Source organism: Hymenobacter frigidus (assembly GCF_014640435.1).
Taxonomy (GTDB): Bacteria; Bacteroidota; Bacteroidia; order Cytophagales; family Hymenobacteraceae; genus Hymenobacter; species Hymenobacter frigidus.
Window position 1 is genome coordinate 1 of record NZ_BMGY01000052.1, and the last position, 25,012, is coordinate 25,012.

The window sequence follows — 25,012 nt, forward strand, 5'->3', positions numbered from 1 at the left end:
ACGCATCGAACACGTCTTAATGGAGGTCGGCCAAAAGTACACCGTTACTTTTGCGTGACTACTTAATTGTGCAATCAGAACGTCATGCTGAGCTTGTCGAAGCATCTCTACCGCTTCGTCAAGGTCGTTCAACGAAGCGGTAGAGATGCTTCGACAAGCTCAGCATGACGCCCTAATACCTTGTTTAATTTTGTGCAGACACTTAGTTTGAAGTAATTGTTGATGAGCGCGATACGGCGTCTGGTAGCCAATACTGGAGTGCAGGCGGTCGTGATTGTAGTAGTCAAAATAGTCGGCGATGCTGGCTGGCGCATTGGCCAGGTCGGCAAAAACGGGCCACTCGCGGAGTTCGAGCACCTCGGTTTTGAGGCGGGACCAGAGGCTTTCGGCTTGGGTCGTACCCGGTAGGGCATTGTCGTAGCATTCGCCGCGGCGGCACTGCGAACGCACGGCCCCGTGCCGGTGCAAGAGGGCGCGGTAGGCGTTGCCGCAGTACTGGCCGCCCCGGTCGGAGTGGACGAGTAGGTCCGGGGTGGGCGACTGCGCGAAAAAGGCCCGCTGCAAGGCCGTGGTGACCAATTCTTCTGGCATGGTGGCCCCCACGTGCCAGCCCTGCCGGGTACGACCCACCACGTGTTTGGTGCCCATGTCCTGAAAGGCACGCAAATAGGCCCAGTTGCCGTTGGCCAGCGGCAGGTACGTGATGTCGGACACCCACACCTGGTTGGCCTGGGTGGGCTTGGGCTGGTCCAGCAGGCGGTTGGGGGCGCAGCGCAGCCCGTGCGTGGAGTCGGTCGTGCGCGGGGTGTAGGCCTTGGGTTGCAAGGCGTGCAGGCCCCGGCGGCACATGGCCGTGCGCAGGCGCTGCCGACCCACGGCGTGCCCGTTCTGGCGCAGGGCGACTTGCAACCGGCGGGTGCCGTAGCGGCGCTGGTGGACGCCAAAGGTCTTGACCAGGGCCGTTTCCCAAGCCGGTGTTTGCTGGTTCACCGCCCGCTGCTGCCCCGTTTGCCACGCATAATACCCACTGGCCGGCACCCCGAGCACGGGGCAGAGCCGCCGCACCGGGTAGTGGCCGCGTTCGGCGTTAATGAAGCGGTAGCAACTCATTGGTCCGGCGTCTGCGAGATAACGCGCCTCAAGCGTTTGCTGGCGATGGCTTTTTTTAAAATGTCCAGCTCCTGCGCCTGCCGCCGGGCCAGGGCCCGCAGCTGGCGCAGTTCGGCGGCCGTGGCCGGGTCCAGCGCCGCCCCCAATGCAGCCGCAACTGGCGTCTGGGCGGCCTTTTGCCATTGGTAGATGCGTTTCGGGTCGATGTTGAGTGCCCGGGCGGCGGCTTGGGTCGAGCGGCTTTGCTCGGCCAAGCGCAAGGCTTCGGCGCGGAAGGCCGCATCGTACGTGCGGCGGTTGTCGGGTTTTCGTGTGTCTTTCATGACGTAAGGAAAGATACCACCCTAAACTGTCCAGATTAACTAGACCACCTCACTTGTTCCTGAATGAGAAATGGTCAAAGATTTTAGCCGATTATGATGCCTGAATGGTCTTTTTGGTTTGGCCAAGCTTGTATCCTTGGATTCTTTGAGCAGCCCCCGTTTTTGGCGCCAAATACGACTTGGAAAACCACCGATTTCTTATTGAGGAACAAGTCTACTGTATAAAGGGAGGCAGTCTTTTTGATTGTTTGTTCGCGTTCGCGTAGTTGACGGGTTGTACACTCCTCATTAACTGTCAATTGCTGAAGCGTAATGCTCCGCGCACAAAAAAGCCAGAAGAGGGGCGTTGCAGTTGCGACGCCCCTCTTCTGGCCAAAATTCTCCTTCGGTATGTTAGTACGTCGCGTTGGCCCCGGCCACGGTGTAGAGCGGGTCGGCCTGAATATTCACGTCGATGATGGAATCAGCCTTGTCCAGCAGCTTGCGGCAGTCGGGGCTGAGGTGGCGCAAATGCACGATTTTGCCCGCCCGGTGGTACCGCTTGGTGAGCTTGTGCAGGGCCTCGATGGCCGACATGTCGGCCACCCGGCTTTCCTGGAAGTCGATGATGACCTCGGCCGGGTCGCCGGCCACGTCGAATTTCTCACCAAAGGCTTGTACCGAGCCGAAGAACAGCGGGCCGTAAATTTCGTAGTGGCGCACGCCGACCTCGTCAAGGTACTTGCGGGCCCGGATGCGCTTGGCATTCTCCCAGGCAAAGGCCAGGGCCGACACGATGACACCGAGCAACACGGCCAGCGCCAGGTTCTGTGAAATGGCCGTGACGAGCGTGACGAGCAGCATTACCAGCACATCGGTCAGCGGCATTTTGCGCAGAATGCGCAGGCTGGCCCACTCAAATGTGCCGATGACGACCATGAACATCACGCCCACCAGCGCAGCCAGCGGCAGCCGCTCAATCACGGGTGCGCCCACCACCACAAACAGCGCCAGCGCCACCGCCGCCACCACCCCCGAGAGCCGCCCACGGCCCCGCGATTCGAGGTTGACCATCGTCTGCCCAATCATGGCGCAGCCACCCATGCCCCCAAACAGCCCCGAGGTGACATTAGCCAAGCCCTGAGCTACGCAGTCCTGGTTTCCCCGGCCGCGGGTATCGGTCATCTCGTCCACTACCGTGAGGGTGAGCAGGCTTTCGGTGAGGCCCACCAGCGCCATAATGATGGCGTAAGGCAATACCAACACCAGCGTGGCCCAACGCAGCGGCACCTGTGGCCAGTGGAACGTGGGCAATCCGCCCGCGATAGAGGCAATGTCACCGACCGATTTCGTGGCTAGCCCGCCCCCAATCACTAGCCCCGACACGACCACGATGGCCACCAACGAGGCCGGCACGGCTTTGGTCAGTTTGGGCAAGAAATACACGATGGCCATTGTGAGAGCCACCAGCCCGGCCATGAGCAGCAGCGGGGCACCCGTCAGCCAGTGCTCGGCCCCAGCGGCGTCGCGCACCTTGAACTGCTCCAGCTGCGCCATGAAGATGATAACGGCCAGGCCGTTGACGAAGCCGTACACCACCGGCTGCGGTACCAGCCGGATGAACTTGCCCAGCCGCAGCAGCCCGATGGCAATCTGAATGAGCCCCATCAGGGCGACGGCGGCAAACAGGTACTCAACCCCGTGTTGGGCCACCAGGGCCACGATAACCACCGCCACCGAGCCGGCCGCCCCCGAAATCATACCCGGGCGGCCACCGAACACGCTCGTGATAAGGCAGATGATAAACGCTGACCCGATGCCCACCAAGGGGCTGATGTGGGCCAGCAAGGCAAACGCAACCACCTCCGGGACCAAGGCCAAAGCCGTGGTCAGGCCCGCGAGGATTTCGTCTTTGACGTTGAAGGTGTATTGCTTGAAATAGGAAACGACAGGGGACATAAATACGCTGAAAAATGGGCAAAAGAAAAGCCGTCCGCTTCCCGCAGGAAGCAGCGGCCGGGGCATTCTACGCCAGTCATCAGGGTGGGGTGAGCGTAAAGAGCTGAAAGCTTAAAAGAGGCATGCGCAAGGAAAAGCTACGGACGAAGGGTACCGGACGAGGGGAATGTTTCGGAAGAAGGTGTCTATAAGGTAATCCTCGTAATTCACGAAAACACCCGTTGCTGTTGCCGAACTCAGCACACGGTTTCGAATCCCGTTCTGCTTGGCGGCGGAAAGCCGAAATCGAAGATTGTTCGTGGGCCTTCATTCAGAAGTGCCGTCATAGGCAACGCTTTTAGAGCCGTGTTGAGTTCGGCAACAGCCACGGTCCGACGGGCGACAAGGGCGTCATTGTGCTGCTGACGACCTCCGTTGCTCTTAGAAATTGAATTGGGTGCAGCAACTGCCCATTGCCGGCACCTTCATCATGCCCTTGACCGAAGCCACGGTGCGAACGCTGCCGTAGACACATTCTTCGTCCACGCCGGGGTTGTTAATCAACTAGAAGTGAGCTCCTTGTTGGCAGGACACGGTACGGCTGCCTAGCAGACCTCTATTTCCTTGCGCCGCTGGTGAAAGCGCAGCCAGCCGGTAAGCATGACCAGTGCCGCCGCCCCCACCGCTCCGTAGCCCAGCATTCCTGCGCGCACGGGGTAGAGTTGAATCAGTGCCAGGCCCAACCCCAGCATGGCCAAGCTGGTGCGCTGCAGGGCCAGGCGGTCGGATAAGGATGGCGGGTCGGTCATAATAAGGGGAGAACAAGGAAGTAGGCGGGGCCACGCTGCCCGTTACCCGCCGTACGTTCCCGGCGCGACCAGGGGTGCCCGGGCGCAGCTCCGGGCCTACTCTGCGCTGTCAGGAGGCCCGTCCAACGCCGCTTTCTATTTGGCCAACAACAGCTGCACGGCCTGCTTTCCACCGGCCCGCAGGTTTAGCCACCGCTGCAGGCGCTGCTGCTCCGCGGCCGGCAGGGGCTTTGTGGTGCGCACCGACACCACGACGGTGGTGTCGGCCCGGAGCGAATCGGCCGCCGGGAGCACCACGCGGCTCAGGCCCAGCTGGCGCACGGCGGGGTGTTCTATTTGCACTTCGCGCAGCAGGGTCGGGGCGGCGGGCAGGCCGGTTAGGGCCGGGTTGCTGCCTTGGGTGAGTACCTGCTGGAGCTGGGCCAGGCGGGCATCGTAGCCGGCCAGAGTCTGCTCGTTGCGGTTGCGCACGTCTTCGAGCAGGCTATTGCGCATAGTCTGGGCATCGGCTGAATCCAATTGGGCCAGGCCCTGGCGGACCTTGAGCTGGGCTTTGGGGATGCGGTAGCGGGCCAACTGGCTCCGGGCCTGGCGCAGCTGCGCCCGCGTCAGCGGTTCGCCCGTGAGCAGCACGTTGATGGTGCGCGCGTCGGCCTCGATGCGGCGCGTGACTACGAATGTGCCGGGCAGGTTTAGCTGCTCGTCCACGAACTGCTGGGCGTTGTGGGCAAACACGGTGCGCTGCACGATGCGCGCCGCCAGGTACACGCTGGGCCCGCCCGTGAGCAGGGCCACGGCCCAGACGGCCAGCTGCGCCCGCCGGGCCCGCGGCCGGCTCACAAACGTGTGGTGCGGCAGGGGCAGGATGCGGGCCACCAGAAAGGTAGCGAAGCTGATGAACACGCTGTTGATAAAAAACAGGTACAGCGCCCCCCACAGGTAGCTCCAATGGGCGGTGGCCAGCCCGTAGCCGGCCGTGCACAGCGGCGGCATCAGGGCCGTGGCAATAGCCACGCCGGGAATGGTGTTGCCGCGCGCGCGCCGCGTGAGGCCCACGGCACCGGCCGCCCCGCCAAACAAGGCAATAAGTACGTCCCAGGCGGTGGGCTGGGTGCGGGCCAGCAGCTCGGAGCCCGCATCGGTGAGCGGCGTGAGGCGGAAATAAAGGGCCGACACCAACAGGCTGATGCCCGCCGCGATGAACAGGTTTTTCAGGCCCCGCTGTATGAGGTCCACCTCCACCGTGGCGGCCCCGAAGCCGATGCCCACAATAGGCCCCATGAGCGGGGAAATGAGCATGGCCCCGATGATGACGGCCGTGGAATTGACGTTGAGCCCCACCGAGGCCACCAGAATGGCGAACATGAGCACCCACAGGTTGGTGCCCCGAAAGTTCACCCCTTCTTCTACATTGGCCATGATGTCGGCCGGGTCGGCCATGTCGTGCACCAGGTCGAAACGGTCACGCAGCCAACTCAGCAGGGGGATTTTCATAGGCGGGATGAGAAGGAGGCAAAAAGGATGCTGGTTGGGGTGTTTGAGCTGGGCAAAGTACTGCCTTACCAGCCAACTACCCAACGGCTGGCCCCTGCGCCTCCGGCTGCCCTACTTGCTATGTTCCAACAAAACCTGCTGAATTCGCACCTATTCCTCACTCAGCCCGTACGCCCTACTCAATGGAATTATACAACACCCTGGCCCTGCTCATCGTGATAGCGGCCGTTTTCGGCTACGTCAACCACCGCTTTCTAAAGCTGCCGGGCGCCATTGGGCTGATGGTGCTGGCCCTGGTGTCGTCGCTGCTGGCCATCGGCCTGGGCAAGCTCGGGGTGCCGTGGGTGCTAAAGGCGGGCCAGTTGGTGGAGGGGCTGGACTTCCACACCGTGCTCATGCAGGTCATGCTGAGCTTCCTGCTGTTCGCTGGCTCCCTGCACGTTGACGTGCGGGCCCTGGGCAAACAAGGCGTGGCCGTGGGGGCCATGGCCACGGTGGGCACGCTGCTCTCCACGGCCCTGGTCGGCACGGCGTTCTACTACCTGCTGCCGCTGTTCGGCCGGCCCACCGACTTCATCTACTGCCTGCTGTTCGGGGCCCTGATTTCGCCCACCGACCCCATCGCCGTACTGGGCATCCTCAAGGAAGCGCGCATCGACAAGTCTCTGGAAATCCGCATCGTGGGCGAGTCCCTGTTCAACGACGGCATTGCCGTGGTGGTGTTCGTGAGCCTGTTCCAGATTGCCCAGTTTGGGGCCGGGCAGGCCGCGCCCGCCGTGATTGGGAAGCTGTTTCTGGTGGAAGCTGTGGGCGGCCTTGCCCTGGGCGCCGCGCTGGGCTACGCCGGGTACTGGGCCCTGCGCAGCATCGACCACTACCAGGTCGAAGTCATGATAACGCTGGCCCTGGTGATGGGCGGCACGGCCCTGGCCACCCGGCTGCACACCTCGGGCCCGCTGGCCATGGTGGTGGCGGGCCTGATTGTGGGCGACAAGGGGCGGCAGCTGGGCATGTCGGACCTGACGCGGGAGTACCTCGACAAGTTCTGGGAGATGCTCGACGAAATTCTCAACGCCATCCTGTTCGTGCTCATCGGCCTGGAAATGCTGGTGCTCGACATCAGCCGCACCACGCTGCTGGTGGGCCTGGTGGCCATTGTGGTGGTGCTGGTGGCCCGTTGGGTGTCGGTGGGCCTGCCGCTGGTCCTGCTCCAGCGCCGCTACCCCTTCGACCGCCAAACCCTGCGAGTGCTGACCTGGGGCGGGCTGCGGGGTGGCATTTCGGTAGCTCTGGCCTTGTCCTTGCCCGAGTCCATGCCCCGCGACCTGATTGTGGGCGTCACCTACGTGGTGGTCATCTTCAGCATCATCGTGCAGGGCCTGAGCATCGGGCCGCTGGTCAAAAAACTGGGCCTGAGCACCGGCGAGGCCTCCGACGAAGCCAGTCACTAAACCGCTCTGAGCATGAGCCGACTTCGCGTCCTGTGGCAGAATGTCAACGCCAGCCTGTGGTTTGTGCCCACCCTCATGGTGGCCGGCGCCATCGGGCTGGCCTTCGGGCTGGTGGTGGTGGACACGCACATCGCCCACACCTGGCTGCCGGACTATCCGCTGCTGTTCGGGGCCGGGGCCGATGGCGCCCGGGGCATGCTCACGGCCATTGCCGGCTCCATGGTCACGGTGGCCGCCCTGATATTCTCCCTGACCCTGAGCACGCTGGCCCAGGTGTCGAGCCAGTATACCTCGCGGGTGCTGCGCAACTTCATGCGCGACCGGGCCAACCAGTTGGTGTTGGGGTTTTTCGTGAGCATTTTCGCGTACTGCCTTATCGTACTGCGCACCATCCGCGGCGGCGACGAGGGCGGCTTCATTCCTTCCCTGGCCGTGTTCATGGGGCTCGTGCTGGCCCTGGTCAGCATCGGGGTGCTGATATTCTTCATCCACCACATGGCCACGGCCATCCAGGCGTCCTCCATCATTCGCCACGCCACCGAGGAAACCCACAAGGCCATCGGGCGCCTGTTTCCCGAAGCACTGGGCGAAGAAGCCGGCCCGCAGCAGGCGCAGGACTTGCTGCGCCAGGCCGGGCAGCTCCGTTGGCAGCCGGTGCCGGCGCGGGCCACCGGCTACGTGCAAAGCCTGGATGAGCAAGCGCTGCTTAAGCTGGCCCGCCAACTCGCCGGTGTGGTGCGCCTAGAGCATGGCATCGGCGGCTTTGTGGCTCGTGGCGCAGCCCTGGTGAGCGTGGCCCGTTACGAGGGGGTAGCCCAAGCCTTGACCGAGGAGCTGACGGCCGAAGTCAACGACTGTTTCACCCTGGGCAGCCAGCGCACCATCGAGCAGGACACGGGTTTCGGCCTGCGCCAGATTGTGGACATCGCTCTCAAGGCCCTCTCGCCGGGCATCAACGACACCACCACGGCCATTATCGGCATCGACCACCTAGGCGCCCTGCTCTCGCAACTGGCCGACCGCCGCTTCGAGCAGAATTTACGCGCCGACCAAGACAAAGTCCGCATCATCGCGGTGCGCCCCACCTTTGCCACCTACGTGGCCACGGCCTTTGACCAGATTCGCCTCAGCGCCGATGGCAACGCGGCCGTGTACCTGCGCCTGCTCACGGCCCTGGCTACCATCGGACAGCGCACGCACTCCCCGGAACGGTGCCAAGCCTTGCGCCAGCAAGCCGACCTGATTGCGGAAGCCGCCCGCCGCACCCTGCCCACGGACTATGAACGTGAGCAGGTGCGCCAGCAGCTGAGCGAATTGCCGCCGTGGTCCGTGTAAATGCCCTTTAGGCTGGCAACTGGTTGCCTGGGAAGCCACCAACACGGAGGAGGCCTTGCGGGAACGCCCGCCCGCCACTCAAAGTAGGCTCGTTTCCGACAGAAGGGACCTCTCCCGCACGTAGCTACGCGCCATCCGTTAACTTCTGCAGCACTTGCGCAGCGACCCGACGGCCCGATTCCACCGCCCCGTCAAGCCGTCCCCATTCGCTGGCCGAGGTTTCGGCCCCGGCCCAGTGGAGGCAACCCGCCCACGCCGGCTGCCGCAGCAGCCCGGGCCCCTGCAAGGGCACCGACGCGGGCGGCTGCTCATCGCCGGGCACGCTGGTGAGCGGGTCTTGGGCCCAGTCCCATTCGTGGTAGGCCAGCGGGGCACTGGCCAGTGCCCCGAACAGGTGCGCCAGCTGAATTAGCACGGCGGCCTGCCGCGGGGCCAGGGGGGCAGCGCGCAGGGGGTGCGGCGCCGCGAAAAACCCAAACAACACGCCGGGGCTCCCGCTCGCGGGCGAGGCATCGTGAATTTCCGTCAGTGGCCCGGTCTGGCTCACGGCAAAGCCCGACCAGCCCTGCGTGCGCCAAAACGGTTCGGCGTACACCACCACGCTTTTCATGGCGTGGCTCATCCACGTAGGCACCTCGCGCAGCGTCTGCTGTAGTGCCGCGGGCAGCGCAGGTTCGAAAGCCAGACTATGGGCCACCAGCCGCGGGGGCAGCGCCAGGACCACGGCCGCCGCGTGGTAGGTGCGTCTGGTTCCGTCCTGTTCCGCTCGCACCTCTACGCCCTGGCCGTGAGGCAGCTGACGAAGCTGCGTAACGCGGGTGTTCAGCTCCAGGCAGTCGGCCGGCAGTTGCTCGGCCAGGGTACGGCACAGCTGCGCTGCCCCGCCCGCGAAGCGCAGGTAGCCCGCCGAGCCCGACGGATGAGGCAGACGGTGTACGCCCTGCGTGGTCTGGTAGGCCGTGGCCCCGGCGCTGGGTTGCACAAATGGCCGAATGCCCAGTTCGTCAAGCAGCTGCATCAGGTACGGGTGGTGGGCCCAACCCCAGGTGGCCCCCAGGTCGAGCAGGCTGTCTTCGCCCGTAGTCGCCAAAGCCGGAACGGCCCAGGTGCGCCCCCCGACCCGGTCGCGGGCTTCCAAGACCCGCACCGGCACGCCGGCGCCCTGCAGGACCCGGGCAGCCGTGAGGCCCGCCAGCCCGGCCCCCACGATGAGAACGGGCGATGGGAGGGAAGCGGAAGAAGAGTGGGCGGGCGTCATGGGCAGTAAAAACGTCGGGCTGCTAGCACTGCGGTCCGGTGGCCCCGAATACGTCGGGACGGGCGTAGTGACCGGTGACGTCCAGCGCCATTTGCTCTTCGAGGATGCGGGCCAGGTCCAGTTCGGCCGTCAAAATGGTTTCCTCGTCGTACACCGGACCCGCCAGGATGGCCCCGTCGGGCCCAATGATGACGCTGCCGCCATGGAGCACCAGCGCGTCGGGGTTGCCAAGCAGCTCGCCGGCCGGTTCGAGCTCGGCGGGCAGGTCGCGGGCGTGCATGATGGCCCCGCAGGCCACAACGAAGCAGCGGCCTTCGAACGCGTAGTGCCGGCTGGCCACCAGGTTCATTTCCTTCACCTGGGGCCAGGCGGCCACGTGAATGTCTTCGCCGGAGGTGTGCAGCACGTGGCGGGCCTGCGGCATCCAGTGCTCCCAGCAGATGAGGCCGCCCACGCGGCCTACGGGGGTGTCCACGGCGTGCAGGCTGCGGCCGTCGCCTTGCCCCCAAATGAGCCGCTCGGTGTAGGTCGGCATCAACTTGCGGTGGTGGTGCAGCAGCGTACCGTCGGGCCCGAAGGTGAGCATGCTGTTGTAGAGCGTGCCGCGGCCGGGGCCCATAAGTACCCGCTCGTGCACGCTCATGTTGAGCACCACGCCGTGGGCGCGGGCGGCCGCGGCCAGCGCCTCGGTCACGGGGCCGGGCACCACCACGCTGTTTTCGACCAGCCGGCGGTACACCTGCTTGACTGGGGCCGAGTTCCAGAGGTTCACGTCGCGGCAGCTGTCGAGCCAGGCGGGATAGCCGGGCAGCCACGTTTCGGGGAACACCACCAGCTGTGCCCCCTCAGCCGCGGCCTGGCCGATAAGCGTTTCGGCCTTGGCCAACGAAGCCGATAGGTCCAGGTAAATGGGAGCGGCTTGCACGGCCGCAACGGTTAAACGCATAGTCGGATAACGAAAGAAGGAACTGGTGAAAACAACATTGCAAAGAACACACAAAATACGCCCCGCTTGGTTCGCAGTTAGCGGGTTAAGGCCCCGCATTCCTAATGGCGCATTGCCCCAACGTGCGGCGCTCTTTCCGGATATTACTTGCCGGGCCGCAAACCGAATCAGGGAAACAGCGTAGGATAAGCAGATACCCATTCCTTTTAAGAAGGCCTTGGCTATTTCCGGCCCTTTTTCGCTTAATTCCGCACTGATGCCCAACCTGCTGTTTTCCCTCGGGCTCGCCCTGCTCGCCGCGGCACAGCCTCAGCCCCTGACGGGCCCGCAGCTGGTGCAGAAAACCATTGCCTACCACGACCCGCAAGGCCAGTGGCCCACGCTCCGCACGCGGCTGGTTTTTGAGTCAACCTCGGCCGCGGGCAAGGCCAGCACCTTCGAAGTAGAGCTGGACAACGCCACCGGCTACTTCTGCCACATCAGCCACCCCGGCGGGCGAGAAGTGGTGAAGGGTGTGGTCAACGGGCAAGAAGTCTTCCTGCTCGATGGCGTGCCGAACCCCAGCGACGAGGACCGCAAGAAGTTTCGCCTGACAGCCGGAGCCGCACAGGGCACGCGCAATTTCTACACCTACCTCTACGGCCTGCCCATGAAACTGCGCGACGCCGGCACGCGGGTAGCTCCCGAAGCGCCCATGCAAGCACTGCTGGGCAAAACCTACCCCACCGTGCAGGTGAGCTACGACCCGGCCGTGGGTCAGGACACCTGGTCTTTCTATCTCGACCCCCGCACCTACGCCCTACAGGCCTACCGCTTTTACCACCACAAAGAGCCCAACGACGGCGAATACGTGCTGCTAAATCAGGTGCTGAACGTGGAGGGCATCCAATTGCCCAAAGAGCGCAAGTGGTACCTCAACAAAGACGACGTTTACCTCGCCACCGACCGGCTGCTCAAAGCCGAGCCCTTAACCACCCAGCGCCTGCGAGCGCCCGAGCCGAGCCGAGCAACCAAAAAATAGGTAGAACAAATACTATGGACCTAAACAACAAAAAGGTACTCATCACGGGCGGTGGGGCCGGCATTGGCCGCGCCCTTGTGGCCGAGTTGGTGCAGCGCGGCGTTCAAGACCTGGCCGTGGTGGGCCGGCGCCCAGAGCCGCTTCAGGCGCTTGCTACAGAATTTACCGGGGTGCGTTTCCTGCTAATTACCGCCGACGTGTCCCGGGCTGCCGACCTGGAACGGGTCGTGGCCGAGGTAATCGACGCCTGGGGCGGGCTTGATATTCTCATCAACAACGCCGGGGTGGTAAGTGCAGGCCTCCTCACGGAGTTGAGCGACGAAGACATCATCCAGCAAATTGCCGTTAACCTCACCGGGCTAATTTTGCTAACCAAGAAGTGCCTGCCGCTGCTGCAACAAAGTCAGGAAGGGGCCATTATGAACATTTCCTCCGGCTACGGCTACATCGCCATGCCATTCTACAGCGTGTACGCCGCTACCAAGGCAGCCGTGGGCCAATTCTCCGACGCCATGCGCCGGGAGTTGCACCAGTACCCACTACACGTGATGACCGTTTACCCGGCCGCCACCGCCACCGACATGATGAAAACGGCCGTGGTGCGCAACCTGGATTCGGCCGAGGACGTGGCTCAGGCCGCAGTGGAGGGGTTGCTTCGCCGCACCATCAACGTCGTGCTGGGTGGTCCAGAACGAGAAGCGCAAATAAGGACCAACTTTCTGGAGCCAGAAAAAATCGACGCCGTGGCCATTGCCAGTTTCGAAGCCCTGCGTGAGCGGACCGCTACCCATCGGTCTATGTAGGGTGAATTATAGTGCTGTACGAATTGGCGTACGAACCTTTTCTACTTCCAGTTTTGACTTCCCATCCATGGAACAAGCCTCCTTTTTTTCCTGAATCAGCATCGCCCGCGTCCTGCTAATAGGGGTTGCCGCCTACGCGGGTTTGGTGCTGCTGCTGCGCGTGTCGGGCAAGCGCACCCTGACCAAGGTGAATGCCTTCGACCTGGTGGTGACGGTGGCCCTGGGCTCGACGCTGGCCACGGTGCTGCTCACCAAGAGCGTGGCCCTGGCCGAAGGACTCACGGCGTTTGTGCTGCTGATTTTTCTGCAGTTCGTTCTCACCTGGCTGTCCGTTCGCTCCCGGGCGGTGAGTCGGCTGGTGAAGTCGGAGCCTACGCTGCTGGTATACCAGGGGTGGTTTCTGGCGGCCGCGCTCAAGGCCGAGCGCATGACCGAAGCGGAAGTGCTGATGCCGCTGCAAGAGGTTACGCACGTGCACGTAGAGGGCTCGAAACTCCAGGCTGGACAGCGGCGCCCCCGACCAGTGCAGGTAAACGTACGAATCGGGCACGAAGTCAACCGAGCCCACGGCATTGGAAAAATAAAAACGAGTCGGAACCACGAGCGATAAAGAAAGTGAGGTTTCTATACGTCGAGTTTGTCCGGTTGGAGGCAAACAAGGGCGCTAAGCTCCGCAGTAGAGTTTTTTTGAGTCAAATACCCGTAATTTATTTGTCGCCAATGACTAATGCGTTGACTTGGCCGTAAGCAAAACCTGAAAGGCGTAAAAAACGAGGCCAAAACCAATTGAGCCCCTTGCCTATGCTCATTCTTTTCCGCACTGCCATGACTTCTTATTATCGTTCTCTGACGTGGGTACTGCTGCTGGGGCTAAGCGCTGGCGGCTGCCAGTCCAGTACTTCTGGCACCGACGTATCGGCGGACCTGAACTCCAACAACCCGGCCGTAGCCGCTCAGGCCCAAAAAGTACAGCAGCTCCTGGGCCAGCTTAAACAACAGCAGGCCGTGATTGAAGCCGAAAAAAATCAGTTGAAAGCCCTGCAGCTGCAACTCGAAGGGGCCCAACAAAACCTCGAAGGGCTCCGGAAAGAAGCCCAGGTGAACCCGTAACGGGAAGCCTTCTGCGCCAACTTACGATGAGGGGGTTAAGCCCCCTGTTGCTCCTCCGTCTCGGCGGGCGGGGGCACCGCAACACGAGCCAAAGGCACGTCGCCCTGGCCCGCGGGCCAGCCTTCGCGTTGTTGCTTTCGGTCGCCGTCGGTGGCTTCGGTCTGGTCGTGCCACAGAATCTGCCGAGTGGGGAAAGGCAGGTCGATGCCGTTTTCAGAAAGTTTGTTTTTGATGGCCTCGAGCACCTTGTCCTGCGCATCCAGGATGTCGGCTTGCCGGGGCGGGTCTACCCACCAGCGCGCCCGGATGTTGACCGAGCTTTCGGCCAGGTCCATCACCAGGGCTTCCGGCCCGGGGTCGCTTAGTACACCGTCCACCTCCCGCATGGCTTCCAGCATCAGCTCCCGGGCCCGGGCGATGTCATCGCCGTAGCCGATGCCCACGTCGTACTGCAGGCGGCGCTTGTCGTAAGCCGTGTTCACGGTTACGGCATTGGTGAACAGCTCGGCGTTGGGGATGATGACCCGACGGCCGTCGTAGGTCTTGATGGTTGTGGCCCGGGTCTGGATGTCCTCCACCGTGCCCTCGAAATCCTTGTACTTAATCTGGTCGCCAATGCGGAACGGCTCTGTAAACAGTAGCAGGATGCCGGCCAGGAAGTTCTGGAAGATGTCCTTAAAGGCGAAGCCGATGGCAATGCCGCCCACCCCCAGCGCACTCACCAAACTCGCCGGCGTGAAACCCGGCAGCACGATGGTGACCGTGACCAGCATCCCGAGGATGAGCATGGCCACGTAAGCCAGCCGGCTCAGCAGCACCGACAGGTTGTGGCTGTCCTTTTTACTGCGCATCACGCGCTGCACCAGCGCACGCACGCCCCGGGCCAGCAGCATAAACCCCACGAATACTACCAGCCCGAAGACAATGTTGGGCAGGGCCAGCATCAGGTCGCGGCCAATCTGGTGGAGCTTCTGCCAGGCAAGCGAAAAATCCATAGCGGGGGGTGAGGAGTAACCCTTCCTATACCCCCCGCTCCTGGCAAAGGTTGACACAACCCCCTTCCGACCACCTACTCGTTGGGCTGCTTGGAGGCGGTTGAGTCTATGGGGGATGGTCTTTGCCGGAGCTCGGCGCGTAGTTGCCGCACTTCTTCGTGCAGGGCCGCGACGGCGGCGGCCCCGGCCACTTCGGCCCGGGGGTTCTCGGCGGCGCGGCCCATGAAGAACGTGGCCAGCGTGGCCGTAAAGTAGCCAAAGACCGCAAAGCCGTAGAGCACCAGCAGCAAAAACAGGGCCCGGCCCTCGCCCGTGCAGGGCCAGTACTCGCTGCCCATGCTGGTGAGCAGCATGGCCGTCCACCACAGGGCCTCGGGGTAGGTGTGCAGGCCACCGGGCACGTCTTTCTCAAGCGCGTACATGCCCGCGGCGCCCACCAGCAGCACCAGGGCCGACAACCCCAGCACGTAGCCCACGCCACGCCGCCCAAAGCTGGCGGCCAGTGCCTTCATGCCCCGGTTCAGCGAGCCCACCACTTTCACCAGCTGCAGGCCGCGCACGGCCCGCGCCGCCCGGAACACGCGGGCCAGACGGAACAGGCGCAGGGCCGGCCCAAGAGTCGGTGGAAGCGTGCAGCAGGCCCAACTGGTCGGTCCACCACACCGTGCTCTTGCCCAGCAAGGTGATGGGCCAAAACCGGGGCTTGGCTTTTTCCGATAACACCACGGGCCGCGAGCAGGCCAACTCGGCCGCAATCTGCGCGCCGGAGTTGCCCGCGCCCACCACCAGCACGGGCCCCGGGGGCAGTTGCGCCGGGTTGTGGTAGTGCCGGGAGTGCACCTGAAACACCGACTCGGCCAGCTGGGCCGCCACCGGGGGTATCAGGGGGCTGAACGAAGACCCCGTGGCGACCACCACCCGGTGAGCCCGGAGCTCTCCGTGCGCCGTTTGCACGGTAAACACCCCGTCGGCCCCCAGGGTGAGTTCGCGCACGGCCTCGTTGCACCGCACGGGCAGCTGGTGGTGGGCCACGTACTGGCGCAGGTAGGCGGCCACCTCATCTTTGGCGGGGTAGCTTTCCGGGGGCAGCGGAAACGCGAGGCCCGGCAAGGCGTCGTAGCTGGCGGGCGAGAACAACCGCAGCGAATCGTAGCGGTGCACCCAGGAGTTGCCCACAGCCTCGCTGGCTTCGAGCACCAGGAAGGAAACGCCGGCCTGCCGCAGGTAATACGCCGCGGCTAAACCAGCTTGGCCGGCCCCCAGAATCAAAGAGTGGTACACCATAGAAAATGAGGGAAGAATAGGGCTTGCCCGAGCGTTGAGTCCAGGGCGGGTTTTGCGTTTAAAAAGAGCATCGAAGGCTGCTTATGTCGAGGCAAGCATCCGGGTTGAAAAGGAGCGTCGAGGTTTTGGGTGCGGATTCGCTAGGGTTTGGCCACCACGATGTGGCCCCAGGCGTTGAGGTAGCCGGAGGCGCCGGGAAAGGCCTGAAAGTCCACCTGTGAAAAGCTCGCTTCGGCAAAGGCGGCCCGCAGCCCGCGCTTGCCGTAGAGGTTGGCCTGCCACCATTTTTGGATGAGGGGCACCATGAACGAGGTTTGCCGGGAAATGAACACCACCAGCGTGCCGTCGGACTTCAGGCGCAGCCGCAGGCCGCGCAGGGCCCGGGGCAGGTCGGCTTTGGGCAGGTATTCGAGCATGGCCGAGGATACCACCAGGTCGTAGTTCAGCTGGCCGGCAGGGCCTGCAGCTGCAGTACGTTGGCGGCCACCAGCTCGATGTCCGCGATGGGGTGCTTGTCCAGCGCTTTCCAAAAACGGCTTATCATCAGGGGCGTCAGGTCAAATGCGTTAAAGCGCGCCGGCAGCAGGTTGCGCTCGCCCAGGGCCGTGCGCAGGGCCAGCGTGGCCGCGCCCGTGCCGCAGCCGGCGTCGAGCACGTTCAAACCAGGTCGCAGGAAATCGGCCTGCGCAAAAAAGCGGGTCAGTCCCCGGCGGTACCTAGGAGCCATACCATGAGCTCGTAGAGGCTGGTGCGGCTGGAGTACAGCGTGCGGGCCGGCGCGGTTGGGGCCGGCGCCGGGAGCGTTAAAGCAGTCATCGGATAGTTAAAAAAGGCTTGTGATTACATTTTCATGTTGGGGTCCATGGCCGGGTTTCGCTTTTCAGTAGCCGGCTTTTTCATGTCCATGCCCGGCATGTTGGGGTCCATGCCCGCCATGGGGTCGGTGCCCTGATACAGCGCGTACTCGCTTTCCAGCAGGTAAGCCCCGCCGACCACGACCCGCGCGCCAGCGGCCAGGCCCCCGGTAATGGCCACGGTCTCGTCGGTTTCGGCGCCCGTGCTGACTTTGAGGCGGCGAAAGCGGCCGGCCGCGTCCACTTGCTGCCAGACGTAGCTGCCGCGGCTGTCGCGCAGCACCGCGTCCTGGGGCAGGGTCAGGGATTGGGCCGTTGCGGTGGTGCCCCGACTGGACAGGCGCACGTTGGCCTGCATGCCCGGCTGCAGGCGCCCGCCGGGGTTGGCCAATTGTACGCGCAGCAGCGTCACCTTGCTGTTGGCCTGGCGCTCGGGGCTTAGGAAGACCACCCGACCCGTGTAGGCATCGGGTAGCCCGGCTACTTGCACCTGCACGGACTGGCCCAGCGCGACGCCGGCCACTTCTTCGGGGTAGAGTTGGGCTTCCACCCACACCGAGGACAGGTTGGTGAGCGAGACCAGCAGCGCGCCCTCGCCCACGTACTGGCCTTCCGTCACGTCCACGGCCTGCACCAGGCCCGCCTGCGGGCTGTAAAACGTCAGGGATGATGTGGGCCGGCCCGTGGCAGCCAGGGCGCGCAATTGCCCCTCACTCATGCCCAGCAACCGCAGCTTCTGGCGGGCGCTGGCCACCAGGCGGCCGTACTGGTTTCCGCCCGGCCCCCCGGCCCGCTGCTGGGCCAGGCTGAGCAGGTATTCCTGCTGCAGGGCCTGCAGCTGCTCGCTGTAAATGGACACTAGTGGGGCGCCGGCGCGGATGCGCTCCCCGGTTTGGCGCACGAACAGCCGTTCCACGCGCCCGGCCACCCGGCTGCTGACCGTGCGGGTCTGGTTGGCATCGGCCGTGACGGTGCCCGTGAGCACGGTGCTGCCGCCGGTACCGCTATTGCCGGCGCCCAGGGCGGCCACCCGGATGCCCGCCAGCTGCCGCTGTTGCTCGCTGAGCATGACCTCCGGCGCGGCGGCGGCTCCCCCGGCCGGGGGAGCCGCCGCCGCGGATTTGGTCGCCTTGACCAGGTCCATGCTGCAAATGGGGCATTTGCCGGGCTGCTCCCGGCTGATTTGCGGGTGCATGGGGCACGTGTAGTGCGTGAGCGCCGCTGACCCGACGGTCGGGCCTGCAATGGGTTGGGCGGCAGCGACTGGCTTGGCCGCTTGCTTGGTGGCTTTCACCAGGTCCATGGTGCAGACGGGGCACTTGCCCGGCTGGTCGCGCACAATCTGCGGGTGCATCGGGCAGGTGTAGTAGGTGCTGGCGCCGTCGTGGGCGTGGGCGTCTTCGGGTGGGGCTTGCTGGCAGGCACCGGCCCCGAAGGTCAGCAGGCCCGCCAGCAGCGCCAGGGCCAGTAGGCGGCCCCGGGTCCACCGGGTAAGCAGGTTAGGAGACTTATTCATCGCGTTAATCGGTCTTGGAGGAAGTTGACGTCGGGGGCTGGGGGGGCTGGGGGGGCGTCGGGGTACGGGCGGTTTGTACAAAGCCTTCGCTGTCGACCAGAAACTGAGCGTTGGCGGCCACGGCGTCCTGCTCGCTCACGCCCTGCAGGATTTGCACCCGTTCGGCACTGCGCCGGCCGGTCTGCACCGGCACAGCCTGGAAGGCCCCGCCGCGGCGCACGAAGGCCACCTGGCGGTTGCCCAGGTCTACCACGGCGGCCCGGGGCAGCCACAGCCCGCCCGTGGCCGGCACGTTCACGGTGCCCGTGAGCAGGGCACCGCTGCGCAGCCGCTCGTCAGAATTGTTCAGGTGCACCCGCACGGCCCCGGTACGAGCCCCCTCGCGGAAGAAGGGCTCTATCAGGTCGATGCGCGCCGTGCGCGCCCGCGCCGGGTTGTTTTCGGGCAGTACCCGGATGGTTTGCCCCACCTGCAGGGCCGCCAGCTCATCGGGCCGGGGCTCGAACACGCCCCACACCTGCTTGGTGTTGACCACCCGAAACAAGGTTTGACCGGCCGTCACGTACGCGCCTTCAGTGAGGGTCAGGCCGGCGTCGACCGGCATGGGGGCCGCGGCGAGGGCGCTGCTCATGGCCGGGGCACTCCCGCCCATGGGGTCACCCCCGCCACTGCTCATGCCGCCCGCCGGAGCCGGTGGGGGCGGCAGGGCCGCGCCAGGTTGAACGGTCTGCTCCACCACGTACCCGGAGTAGGGGCTGTAGATGGCCACACTGTAGGCGGGCTTGCGGGTGGCGATGGTCCGGTTGATTTGCGCGTCGGTGAGGCCTAGCAAACGCAGCTTCTGGCGGGCACCCCGTAGCAACGTTTGGTTCCCGGCGTCTTGAGTGAGGATGAACAGCAGCTCCTGCTGGGCCGTCACCAGCTCGGGGCTGTAGACTTCGAGCAGCTTCTGTCCCTTGGTGACGGGCTGGTAGTTGTAGCGCACGAGCAGCTTTTCGATGCGCCCGCCGAACCGGACGGCAATGACTTCCGTACGGCGCGTGTCGTACTCCACGCGGCCGGTCAGCGTGAGCGTAAGGTCCGGCGCGTCGGCCGACGGGTACATCGTGGCCTGGGTAGAGACCACCGTGGCGTCGGGCGACTTGAGCAGGTTCTGCAGGCTGGCGCTGGCCGGGGCCTGAGCGCCTCCCGCTTGGGGCTTTTTCACCAAGGCCATGCCGCAGATGGGACAATCACCGGCCTGGTCCCGGATGATTTGCGGGTGCATGGGGCAGGTGTACACGTTCCCGGCCGGGACCTCAGTGTTGGCGGTGACGTCCGTCGGCTTTTTGTCGGCCCCGCAGGCGCCGAGCAGCAGCGCCAGGGGCAGAACTAGCAGAAGTGCGAGCCGGGCCCGCCGCGGGCTATTGTTCCAACTCTTTTTCATATGCGATTTGCTGGGTGAGCTGCTGTTGCAGGTTGTCGAGGTATTCGAGCCGGGTGCGTTTCAGGGCCGTCCAGGCTTCGAGCACCTGAAACAGCTGGCCGGTGTTCTGCTCGTAGGCCAACATGGTGGCCTGGTAGCTGCGCCGCAACGCCGGCAGGATGCGGCGCTCGAAGGCGCGGGTTTGTTCGCGGCGCAACGCCAGGTCGGTTTGCAGGCTGGCCAGCCGGCCGCTGGCCTCGTTGAGCACGTCCTCGCGCTGCTTGCGCAGGGCCTGGGCCTCGAAGCCCAGCGCGGCCGTGTTGGCCCGGTACTCGCGGGCGGCCCACGGAGCCAGTGGAATGGTGACCATGCCCATGAGGCTGAACTGGTTGGGCGTGCGGCCCAGCCCGCGCATGTGGTCGTAGCGGACGCCGAAGTCGGGCCGGCGGCGGCTGGCTTCCAGGTCCTGGCTCAGGCGCACCGTCGTCAGGGCCCGGTCCAGGCTGCGGATGTCGCTGCGCCGGCCGGCCAGCGCGGCCGTGTCGGCCGGGGTTAGGGCGAGCGAGGCGGCGGCCAAAACCGTTGTGTCCACGGCAAAGGCCTCGTCGCGCGGCCGGTTCATGAGCGTGTTCAGCATAATCAGGTTTTGCGCGGCCTTGGCTGCGGCCTGCCGGCGGTCGTTGAGGTGCATTTCCAGCCGGGCCTTGGCGTCGTAGATGTTGGGCAGCGTGGCCTGGTTGTAGGGATAGCGCGCCTCGGCCAGCTTGATGAGGAAGCGCAGCAGCTCCTCGTTCTCGTCGAGCACGGCCAGCTTTTTGGTGAGCACGGCCTGCTCGACGTACAGGGTCTTGGCCTGGGCCCGCAGCTGCACCACTCGGTACTGCCGGTCGGCCAGCACTCCGGCCGACTGCGAACTCAGGTAGGCCCGCCGGGCGCGCTGCTTAGCCGGGTTGGGCAGCATCTGCTCCACCGACACCATCTGCATGCCCTCGCCCTGCCCGTTGTTCATCTCCCGGATGGGGCGCTGGTTGTAGGGCGTCATCCAGTAGCCAGTGCTGAGCTTGGGCGCTTCCCAGCTGCTGGCGCCGGCCACCGCGGCCTGCTTGGCCTGGGCCTGGTAAGCGTACTGCTGCACGGCGGGGTTGCGGCGCTCCACGCGCTGCAGTACCGAATCGAGCGGCAGCACGGGGCCGCTCAGGGCTGCCGTGTGCATGTCCTTGTTCATCTTTTGGCCGTGGGCCAGTCGCGGGCCGGCCGCTGCCAAGCAGGCGACGAGCAAATAATTAAGCCAGTGTTTCATGGAACGAGAGGGCCGGGCCACCGGCCCGCTACCGGGGCTAGTGAGAGACTTCGAGGACATCGATTTTTCCGAATTTGCGCAGCTCGTACTCCTTGGTGTACAGGAAAATGAGCGGCGTGACGAGTAGAATGTGGGTGGCCGAGGTGAACACCCCGCCTATCATGGGCAGCACGATGGGCAGCATCACGTCCGAGCCCGTGCCCGTGGCCCAGAGCACCGGCACCAGGCCGAAGAGCGACACCGATACGGTCATCAGCTTGGGCCGCAGGCGCTTGGCCGCGCCGTGAAACACGGCCTCCTGCAGGTCCTCTTGGGTGATGGTTTCCCGGGAGTTGCCCTTCTCGGCCACCAGCTTCTGCATGGCGTCGTTGAGGTAGATGACCATGATGACGCCCGTTTCCACGGCCAGTCCGAACAGGGCGATAAAGCCCACGGCTACCGCCACCGACAGGTTCACCCCGTAGAAATACACCATGTAGGCCCCGCCAATGAGGGCAAAGGGAATGGTGATGAGGCTCATAAACGCCTCTCGCACGGAGTGAAACGCAAAGTAGAGCGCCCCAAAAATCACCACCAGCACCAGCGGCAGAATCAGCTTGAGCGTGCGCTGCGAGCTAATCAGGTTTTCGTACTGCCCGCTCCACTCCAGGTAGTAGCCCTGGGGCAGCTTGCTTTCCAGACTTTGCAGCCGCTGCATGGCGTCGTTCACGGTGCTGCCCAGGTCGCGGCCCCGCACGTTGAAGAGCACCGCGCCGCGCAGCTGGGCATTTTCCGAGCTTATCATCGGCGGCCCTTCGGCGTAGCGGATGGTGGTGACGGCCGAGAGCGGCACCGGGCCGAAGCCGGCTGACTGGATGGGGATGCGCCGGAGGTCGGCCAGGCTATTGCGGTAGTCCTGGGCCAGGCGCACGTTGATGGCGAAGCGCCGCCGGCCCTCCACGGTGCTGGCGATGGGCGCCCCGCCGATGGCCGACTCCACCACCTCGTTCACCTGGTCCACGGTCAGGCCGTAGCGGGCCAGCTCGGGGCGGTTCATCTCGATTTCGAGGTATTTGCCGCCCGTCACGGGCTCCACGTACAGGTCGGCCACGCCGGGCACGCCCTTGAGGGCGGCGTTCACCTGGTTGGACACCGCGCTGATGGTGTTCAGGTTCTGGCCGTACACCTTCACGCCCACGTCGGTGCGGATGCCGGTGCTTAGCATGTTGATGCGGTTGATGATGGGCTGAGTCCAGCCGTTCACCACGCCCGGAATCTGCAGCTTGCCGTTCATCTCCTCAATCAGCTTGGCCTTGGTCATCCCTTCGCGCCACTGGTCGCGGGGCTTGAGCAGGATGATGGTTTCAATCATGTTGATGGGCGAGTTGTCGGTGGCCGAGCTGGCCCGCCCCGCCTTGCCGAGCACGCTCAGCACCTCGGGCACCTGCTTGATGATTTTGTCCTGCACCTGCAGGATGCGCTTCATCTCCGTGTTCGACACGTCGGGCTGGGCCACGGGCATGAACAGGATGGAGCCCTCGTTGAGCGGCGGCATGAACTCGGTGCCCAAACTCATGACCAGCGGAATGCTGACCAGCAGGGCCAGCACGTTGATGGCCAGCGTGGTCTTGCGCCAGCGCATCACCCAGTGCAGCATGGGCGAGTAGATGCGCTCCAGGAAGCGGTTGAGCGGGTTTTGGTCCTCGGTTTTGAACTTGCCCTTCAGGAAAAAAGAGATGAGCACCGGGGCCAGCGTCACGGCCAGGATGGCGTCGATGATGAGGATGAAGCTCTTGGTCCAGACCAGCGGGTGGAAGAGCTTGCCCTCCTGCCCGGTGAGCAAAAACACCGGGAAAAAGGAGGTGACGATGATGATGGTCGAGAAGAAGATGCCCCGCGACACCTGCTTGCTAGAGGACTCGATGATGGCGAGCCGCTTTTGGTTATCCATGAGAAACTGGAGTAGGGGTGGGAGAAACCGCGCCCGGCGCGGTGGCGGTGGGGGTGCCCGACGGGGGCGGGGTGGCACTGGGCGGGTCACCCGCAGCTTCCCCAGCCTGGTACTCGGCCAGGTTGCGGTAGGCGTTTTCGGTCATCACGATGCCGTTATCGACGATGACGCCGATGGCCAGGGCAATGCCGGTGAGCGACATGATGTTGGAGGAAATGTCGAAGGCGTTGAGCAGGATGCAGCTCGTGGCGATGGTAATCGGAATCTGAATCAGGATGCTCAGCGCGCTGCGCCAGTGGAACAGAAACAGCAGCACGACCAGCGATACGACCACCATTTCCTCAATCAGGGTGTGCTTGATGGAGTCCACTGAGTCCTGAATCAGCCCGCTGCGGTCGTACACGAGCTGAAACGAGACGCCCGGGGGCAGGCCGGCGCGGATTTGCTCCATCTTGGCCTTCACCCGCGTTATCATGGCGTCGGCGTTTTCGCCGTAGCGCATCACCACGATGCCGCCCACGGCCTCGCCCTCGCCGTTGAGGTCCATGATGCCCAGGCGAGCTTCGCCCGTCATCTGCACCGTGGCCACGTCCTTGATGCGCACCGGCGTGGTGCCCCGGGTGATGACCGGCACGTTTTCCAGCGTGGCCATATCCTGGATGTAGCCCGTCGTTTTGATGATGTAGCCCACGCCCGATTGCTCGAATTTGCGGCCGCCGGCCTCGTTGTTGTTGCTGCGCACGGCGGCCAGCACTTGAGGCAAAGTGAGGCCGTAATAAGTCATTTTGGTGGGGTCCACCGTCACCTGGTACTGCTTCTGGAAGCCGCCAAAGGAGGCCACTTCGCTCACGCCGGGCACGTTTTGCAGCCCGAACTTCACGTACCAGTCCTGCAGGGCGCGCTGCTCGCCCAGGTCCATACCGGGGGCCTTGAGCGTGTACCAGAGCACGTGGCCCACGCCCGTACCGTCGGGGCCCAGGGTGGGCGTCACGCCCGCCGGCAGCAGGCGTTGGGCGTAGTTGAGGCGCTCGAGCACCCGCTCGCGGGCCCAGTAAATGTCGGCGTCGTCCTCGAAAATCAGAAACACGAAGCTCATGCCGAACATGGACGTGCCGCGCACCGACTTCACCTTGGGCAGCCCCTGCAGGTTGGTCACCAGCGGGTAGGTCACCTGGTCCTCCAGGATTTGGGGGCTGCGGCCCATCCACTCGGTGAAGACGATGACCTGTTTTTCGGACAGGTCGGGGATGGCGTCGATTTTGCTTTCGCGCACCGAGAACGCGCCCCAGGCAAACAGGCCGGCTGCCAGCAGCAGCACGAGGTAGCGGTTCCGCAAGGAAAGGGAAATAAGTCGCTCAATCATATCTGATTAGTAGCAAAAAGATGGGAAGGGGCACGGCCTCGGAAACCCAAGCGGGGACATCGATGGACCTGTGGGCTATACGTGGGTGCGCGCCGTTGCACGCAACAGCACGCACGAAATCCCCACGGCCGACTGGCTGGGGGCAACGAGCATCCTTCCACCAACTAAATCAAAAAGGCGTGCCCGCGCACGTAGGCGGGGCACTCGGGCGGCGGGGCCGCGTGGGCCACCAGCCGGCTCGCGGGCTCATCGGCCGGGTAGGCCAACTGCGCGAGTTGCCACACCAGCTGCAGCACGGCCGGTGCCGGGGCCACGTCGGGCGCCTGCAGTAGGAAGTGGTGGCTGGCCGTTAGCTTCGGGTCCTTGGCGGCGCTGACGACTTCCTGGTCGTGGCAGCAGCCGCAGTCGGGCGTGCCTGTGTCCTGGCAGCAGCAGTGCTTGTCGGCCTCCTCGGCTACGGTAACCGCCGTCAGGGCCTGCCCACAGAAGTGCATGCTGTACACCAGCCCGGGGCTGGACAGCAGGTAGCTAAAGAGCAGAAACAGGCTAACGTAGCGTTTCACAAGGGGAGCAGGCAAGTAGGGCCCAAAGCCCTGACAAAGGTACGCGGGGCAGGAGGGTAGCGTTTCACAGAATCCGGATTAGAACCTATAGGATTCCGCCTTTGAAGTACCGCCGTTGTTATGCCGCAAGACGAATTGCCTGATGATTGCGAATCCAAACTAGCGGTTAAAAAATATTAAATAGTCGGGTATAGTTTGGCTAGTTTAATGCGGGCATCGGCGGTT

General features: G+C 64.2%; 23 protein-coding genes and 1 pseudogene. 6 read left to right on the forward strand and 18 right to left on the reverse strand.

Annotated features, from left to right (window positions below):
• Positions 1–159: 159 nt before the first annotated feature.
• From IEW17_RS18130 to IEW17_RS18150, 5 genes are all read right to left on the reverse strand, one after another.
• Positions 160–1,110, reverse strand: coding sequence for an IS3 family transposase (locus IEW17_RS18130; protein WP_188563501.1), 951 nt, complete (start codon positions 1,108–1,110; stop codon positions 160–162).
• A complete protein-coding gene (locus IEW17_RS18135; RefSeq protein ID WP_188563478.1) occupies positions 1,107–1,433 on the reverse strand; it encodes a transposase in 327 nt (108 codons plus the stop codon). Before IEW17_RS18135 ends, IEW17_RS18130 begins: the two co-directional genes overlap by 4 nt.
• Before the next feature lie 393 nt (positions 1,434–1,826).
• Positions 1,827–3,371, reverse strand: coding sequence for a SulP family inorganic anion transporter (locus tag IEW17_RS18140; RefSeq protein WP_188563479.1), 1,545 nt, complete (start codon positions 3,369–3,371; stop codon positions 1,827–1,829).
• A 584-nt stretch (positions 3,372–3,955) separates the two neighbouring features.
• A complete protein-coding gene (locus tag IEW17_RS18145) occupies positions 3,956–4,159 on the reverse strand; it encodes a DUF202 domain-containing protein (protein WP_188563480.1) in 204 nt (67 codons plus the stop codon).
• 135 nt (positions 4,160–4,294) lie between these two features.
• A complete protein-coding gene (locus IEW17_RS18150; RefSeq protein WP_188563481.1) occupies positions 4,295–5,653 on the reverse strand; it encodes a DUF389 domain-containing protein in 1,359 nt (452 codons plus the stop codon).
• A 182-nt stretch (positions 5,654–5,835) separates the two neighbouring features.
• On the opposite strand from IEW17_RS18150, the gene IEW17_RS18155 reads away from it, so the two are divergent.
• Together IEW17_RS18155 and IEW17_RS18160 are read left to right on the forward strand one after the other, a co-directional pair.
• A complete protein-coding gene (locus IEW17_RS18155) occupies positions 5,836–7,104 on the forward strand; it encodes a cation:proton antiporter (protein ID WP_188563482.1) in 1,269 nt (422 codons plus the stop codon).
• 12 nt (positions 7,105–7,116) lie between these two features.
• The gene (locus IEW17_RS18160; RefSeq protein WP_188563483.1) at positions 7,117–8,439 is read left to right on the forward strand and encodes a DUF2254 domain-containing protein; all 1,323 of its coding nucleotides are present in this window, start codon (positions 7,117–7,119) and stop codon (positions 8,437–8,439) included.
• Between the two features lie 124 nt (positions 8,440–8,563).
• Here IEW17_RS18160 and IEW17_RS18165 read toward each other — a convergent pair whose 3' ends face one another.
• Complete coding sequence (locus tag IEW17_RS18165; protein ID WP_188563484.1) at positions 8,564–9,697, reverse strand: flavin monoamine oxidase family protein; 1,134 nt, start codon at positions 9,695–9,697, stop codon at positions 8,564–8,566.
• Positions 9,698–9,719: 22 nt separating this feature from the next.
• Positions 9,720–10,643 (reverse strand): carbon-nitrogen hydrolase family protein, encoded by a 924-nt coding sequence (locus IEW17_RS18170; protein ID WP_188563485.1) that lies wholly within the window; start codon positions 10,641–10,643, stop codon positions 9,720–9,722.
• Between the two features lie 256 nt (positions 10,644–10,899).
• Between IEW17_RS18170 and IEW17_RS18175 the strand changes: the two genes are divergently transcribed.
• The 4 genes from IEW17_RS18175 (at position 10,900) to IEW17_RS18190 (ending at position 13,577) form a co-directional block, all read left to right on the forward strand.
• On the forward strand, positions 10,900–11,664 hold the full coding sequence (locus IEW17_RS18175) for a DUF6503 family protein (protein WP_188563486.1): 765 nt from the start codon (positions 10,900–10,902) through the stop codon (positions 11,662–11,664).
• A gap of 14 nt (positions 11,665–11,678) precedes the next feature.
• On the forward strand, positions 11,679–12,467 hold the full coding sequence (locus IEW17_RS18180; RefSeq protein ID WP_188563487.1) for an SDR family NAD(P)-dependent oxidoreductase: 789 nt from the start codon (positions 11,679–11,681) through the stop codon (positions 12,465–12,467).
• 145 nt (positions 12,468–12,612) lie between these two features.
• A complete protein-coding gene (locus IEW17_RS18185; RefSeq protein ID WP_229749118.1) occupies positions 12,613–13,077 on the forward strand; it encodes a DUF421 domain-containing protein in 465 nt (154 codons plus the stop codon).
• Between the two features lie 191 nt (positions 13,078–13,268).
• Entirely contained in the window at positions 13,269–13,577 is a 309-nt protein-coding gene (locus IEW17_RS18190) for a hypothetical protein (protein ID WP_188563489.1), read from the forward strand.
• Between the two features lie 35 nt (positions 13,578–13,612).
• On the opposite strand, the gene IEW17_RS18195 is transcribed toward IEW17_RS18190, so the two are convergent.
• From IEW17_RS18195 to IEW17_RS18245, 11 genes and pseudogenes are all read right to left on the reverse strand, one after another.
• Positions 13,613–14,572 (reverse strand): mechanosensitive ion channel family protein, encoded by a 960-nt coding sequence (locus IEW17_RS18195; protein ID WP_188563490.1) that lies wholly within the window; start codon positions 14,570–14,572, stop codon positions 13,613–13,615.
• 74 nt (positions 14,573–14,646) lie between these two features.
• Complete coding sequence (locus IEW17_RS18200; RefSeq protein ID WP_505669459.1) at positions 14,647–15,153, reverse strand: ion channel; 507 nt, start codon at positions 15,151–15,153, stop codon at positions 14,647–14,649.
• Between the two features lie 145 nt (positions 15,154–15,298).
• Positions 15,299–15,856: pseudogene (locus IEW17_RS21625) on the reverse strand (flavin-containing monooxygenase); the annotation flags it as partial.
• A gap of 140 nt (positions 15,857–15,996) precedes the next feature.
• Positions 15,997–16,272, reverse strand: coding sequence for a hypothetical protein (locus IEW17_RS18210; protein WP_188563493.1), 276 nt, complete (start codon positions 16,270–16,272; stop codon positions 15,997–15,999).
• Between the two features lie 26 nt (positions 16,273–16,298).
• Positions 16,299–16,583 (reverse strand): methyltransferase domain-containing protein, encoded by a 285-nt coding sequence (locus IEW17_RS18215; protein ID WP_188563494.1) that lies wholly within the window; start codon positions 16,581–16,583, stop codon positions 16,299–16,301.
• 113 nt (positions 16,584–16,696) lie between these two features.
• Positions 16,697–18,226 (reverse strand): heavy metal-binding domain-containing protein, encoded by a 1,530-nt coding sequence (locus tag IEW17_RS18220; RefSeq protein WP_188563495.1) that lies wholly within the window; start codon positions 18,224–18,226, stop codon positions 16,697–16,699.
• Positions 18,227–18,230: 4 nt separating this feature from the next.
• Positions 18,231–19,652: a heavy metal-binding domain-containing protein gene (locus IEW17_RS18225; protein WP_188563496.1), complete on the reverse strand. Its 1,422-nt coding sequence runs from the start codon at positions 19,650–19,652 to the stop codon at positions 18,231–18,233.
• On the reverse strand, positions 19,630–20,931 hold the full coding sequence (locus tag IEW17_RS18230) for a TolC family protein (RefSeq protein WP_188563497.1): 1,302 nt from the start codon (positions 20,929–20,931) through the stop codon (positions 19,630–19,632). The genes IEW17_RS18225 and IEW17_RS18230 overlap by 23 nt, the downstream gene beginning before the upstream one ends.
• A gap of 37 nt (positions 20,932–20,968) precedes the next feature.
• Complete coding sequence (locus tag IEW17_RS18235) at positions 20,969–22,861, reverse strand: efflux RND transporter permease subunit (RefSeq protein ID WP_188563498.1); 1,893 nt, start codon at positions 22,859–22,861, stop codon at positions 20,969–20,971.
• Positions 22,854–24,224: an efflux RND transporter permease subunit gene (locus tag IEW17_RS18240; RefSeq protein WP_188563499.1), complete on the reverse strand. Its 1,371-nt coding sequence runs from the start codon at positions 24,222–24,224 to the stop codon at positions 22,854–22,856. The genes IEW17_RS18235 and IEW17_RS18240 overlap by 8 nt, the downstream gene beginning before the upstream one ends.
• A 164-nt stretch (positions 24,225–24,388) precedes the next feature.
• Entirely contained in the window at positions 24,389–24,787 is a 399-nt protein-coding gene (locus tag IEW17_RS18245) for an HYC_CC_PP family protein (RefSeq protein WP_188563500.1), read from the reverse strand.
• Between the last annotated feature and the right edge of the window lie 225 nt (positions 24,788–25,012).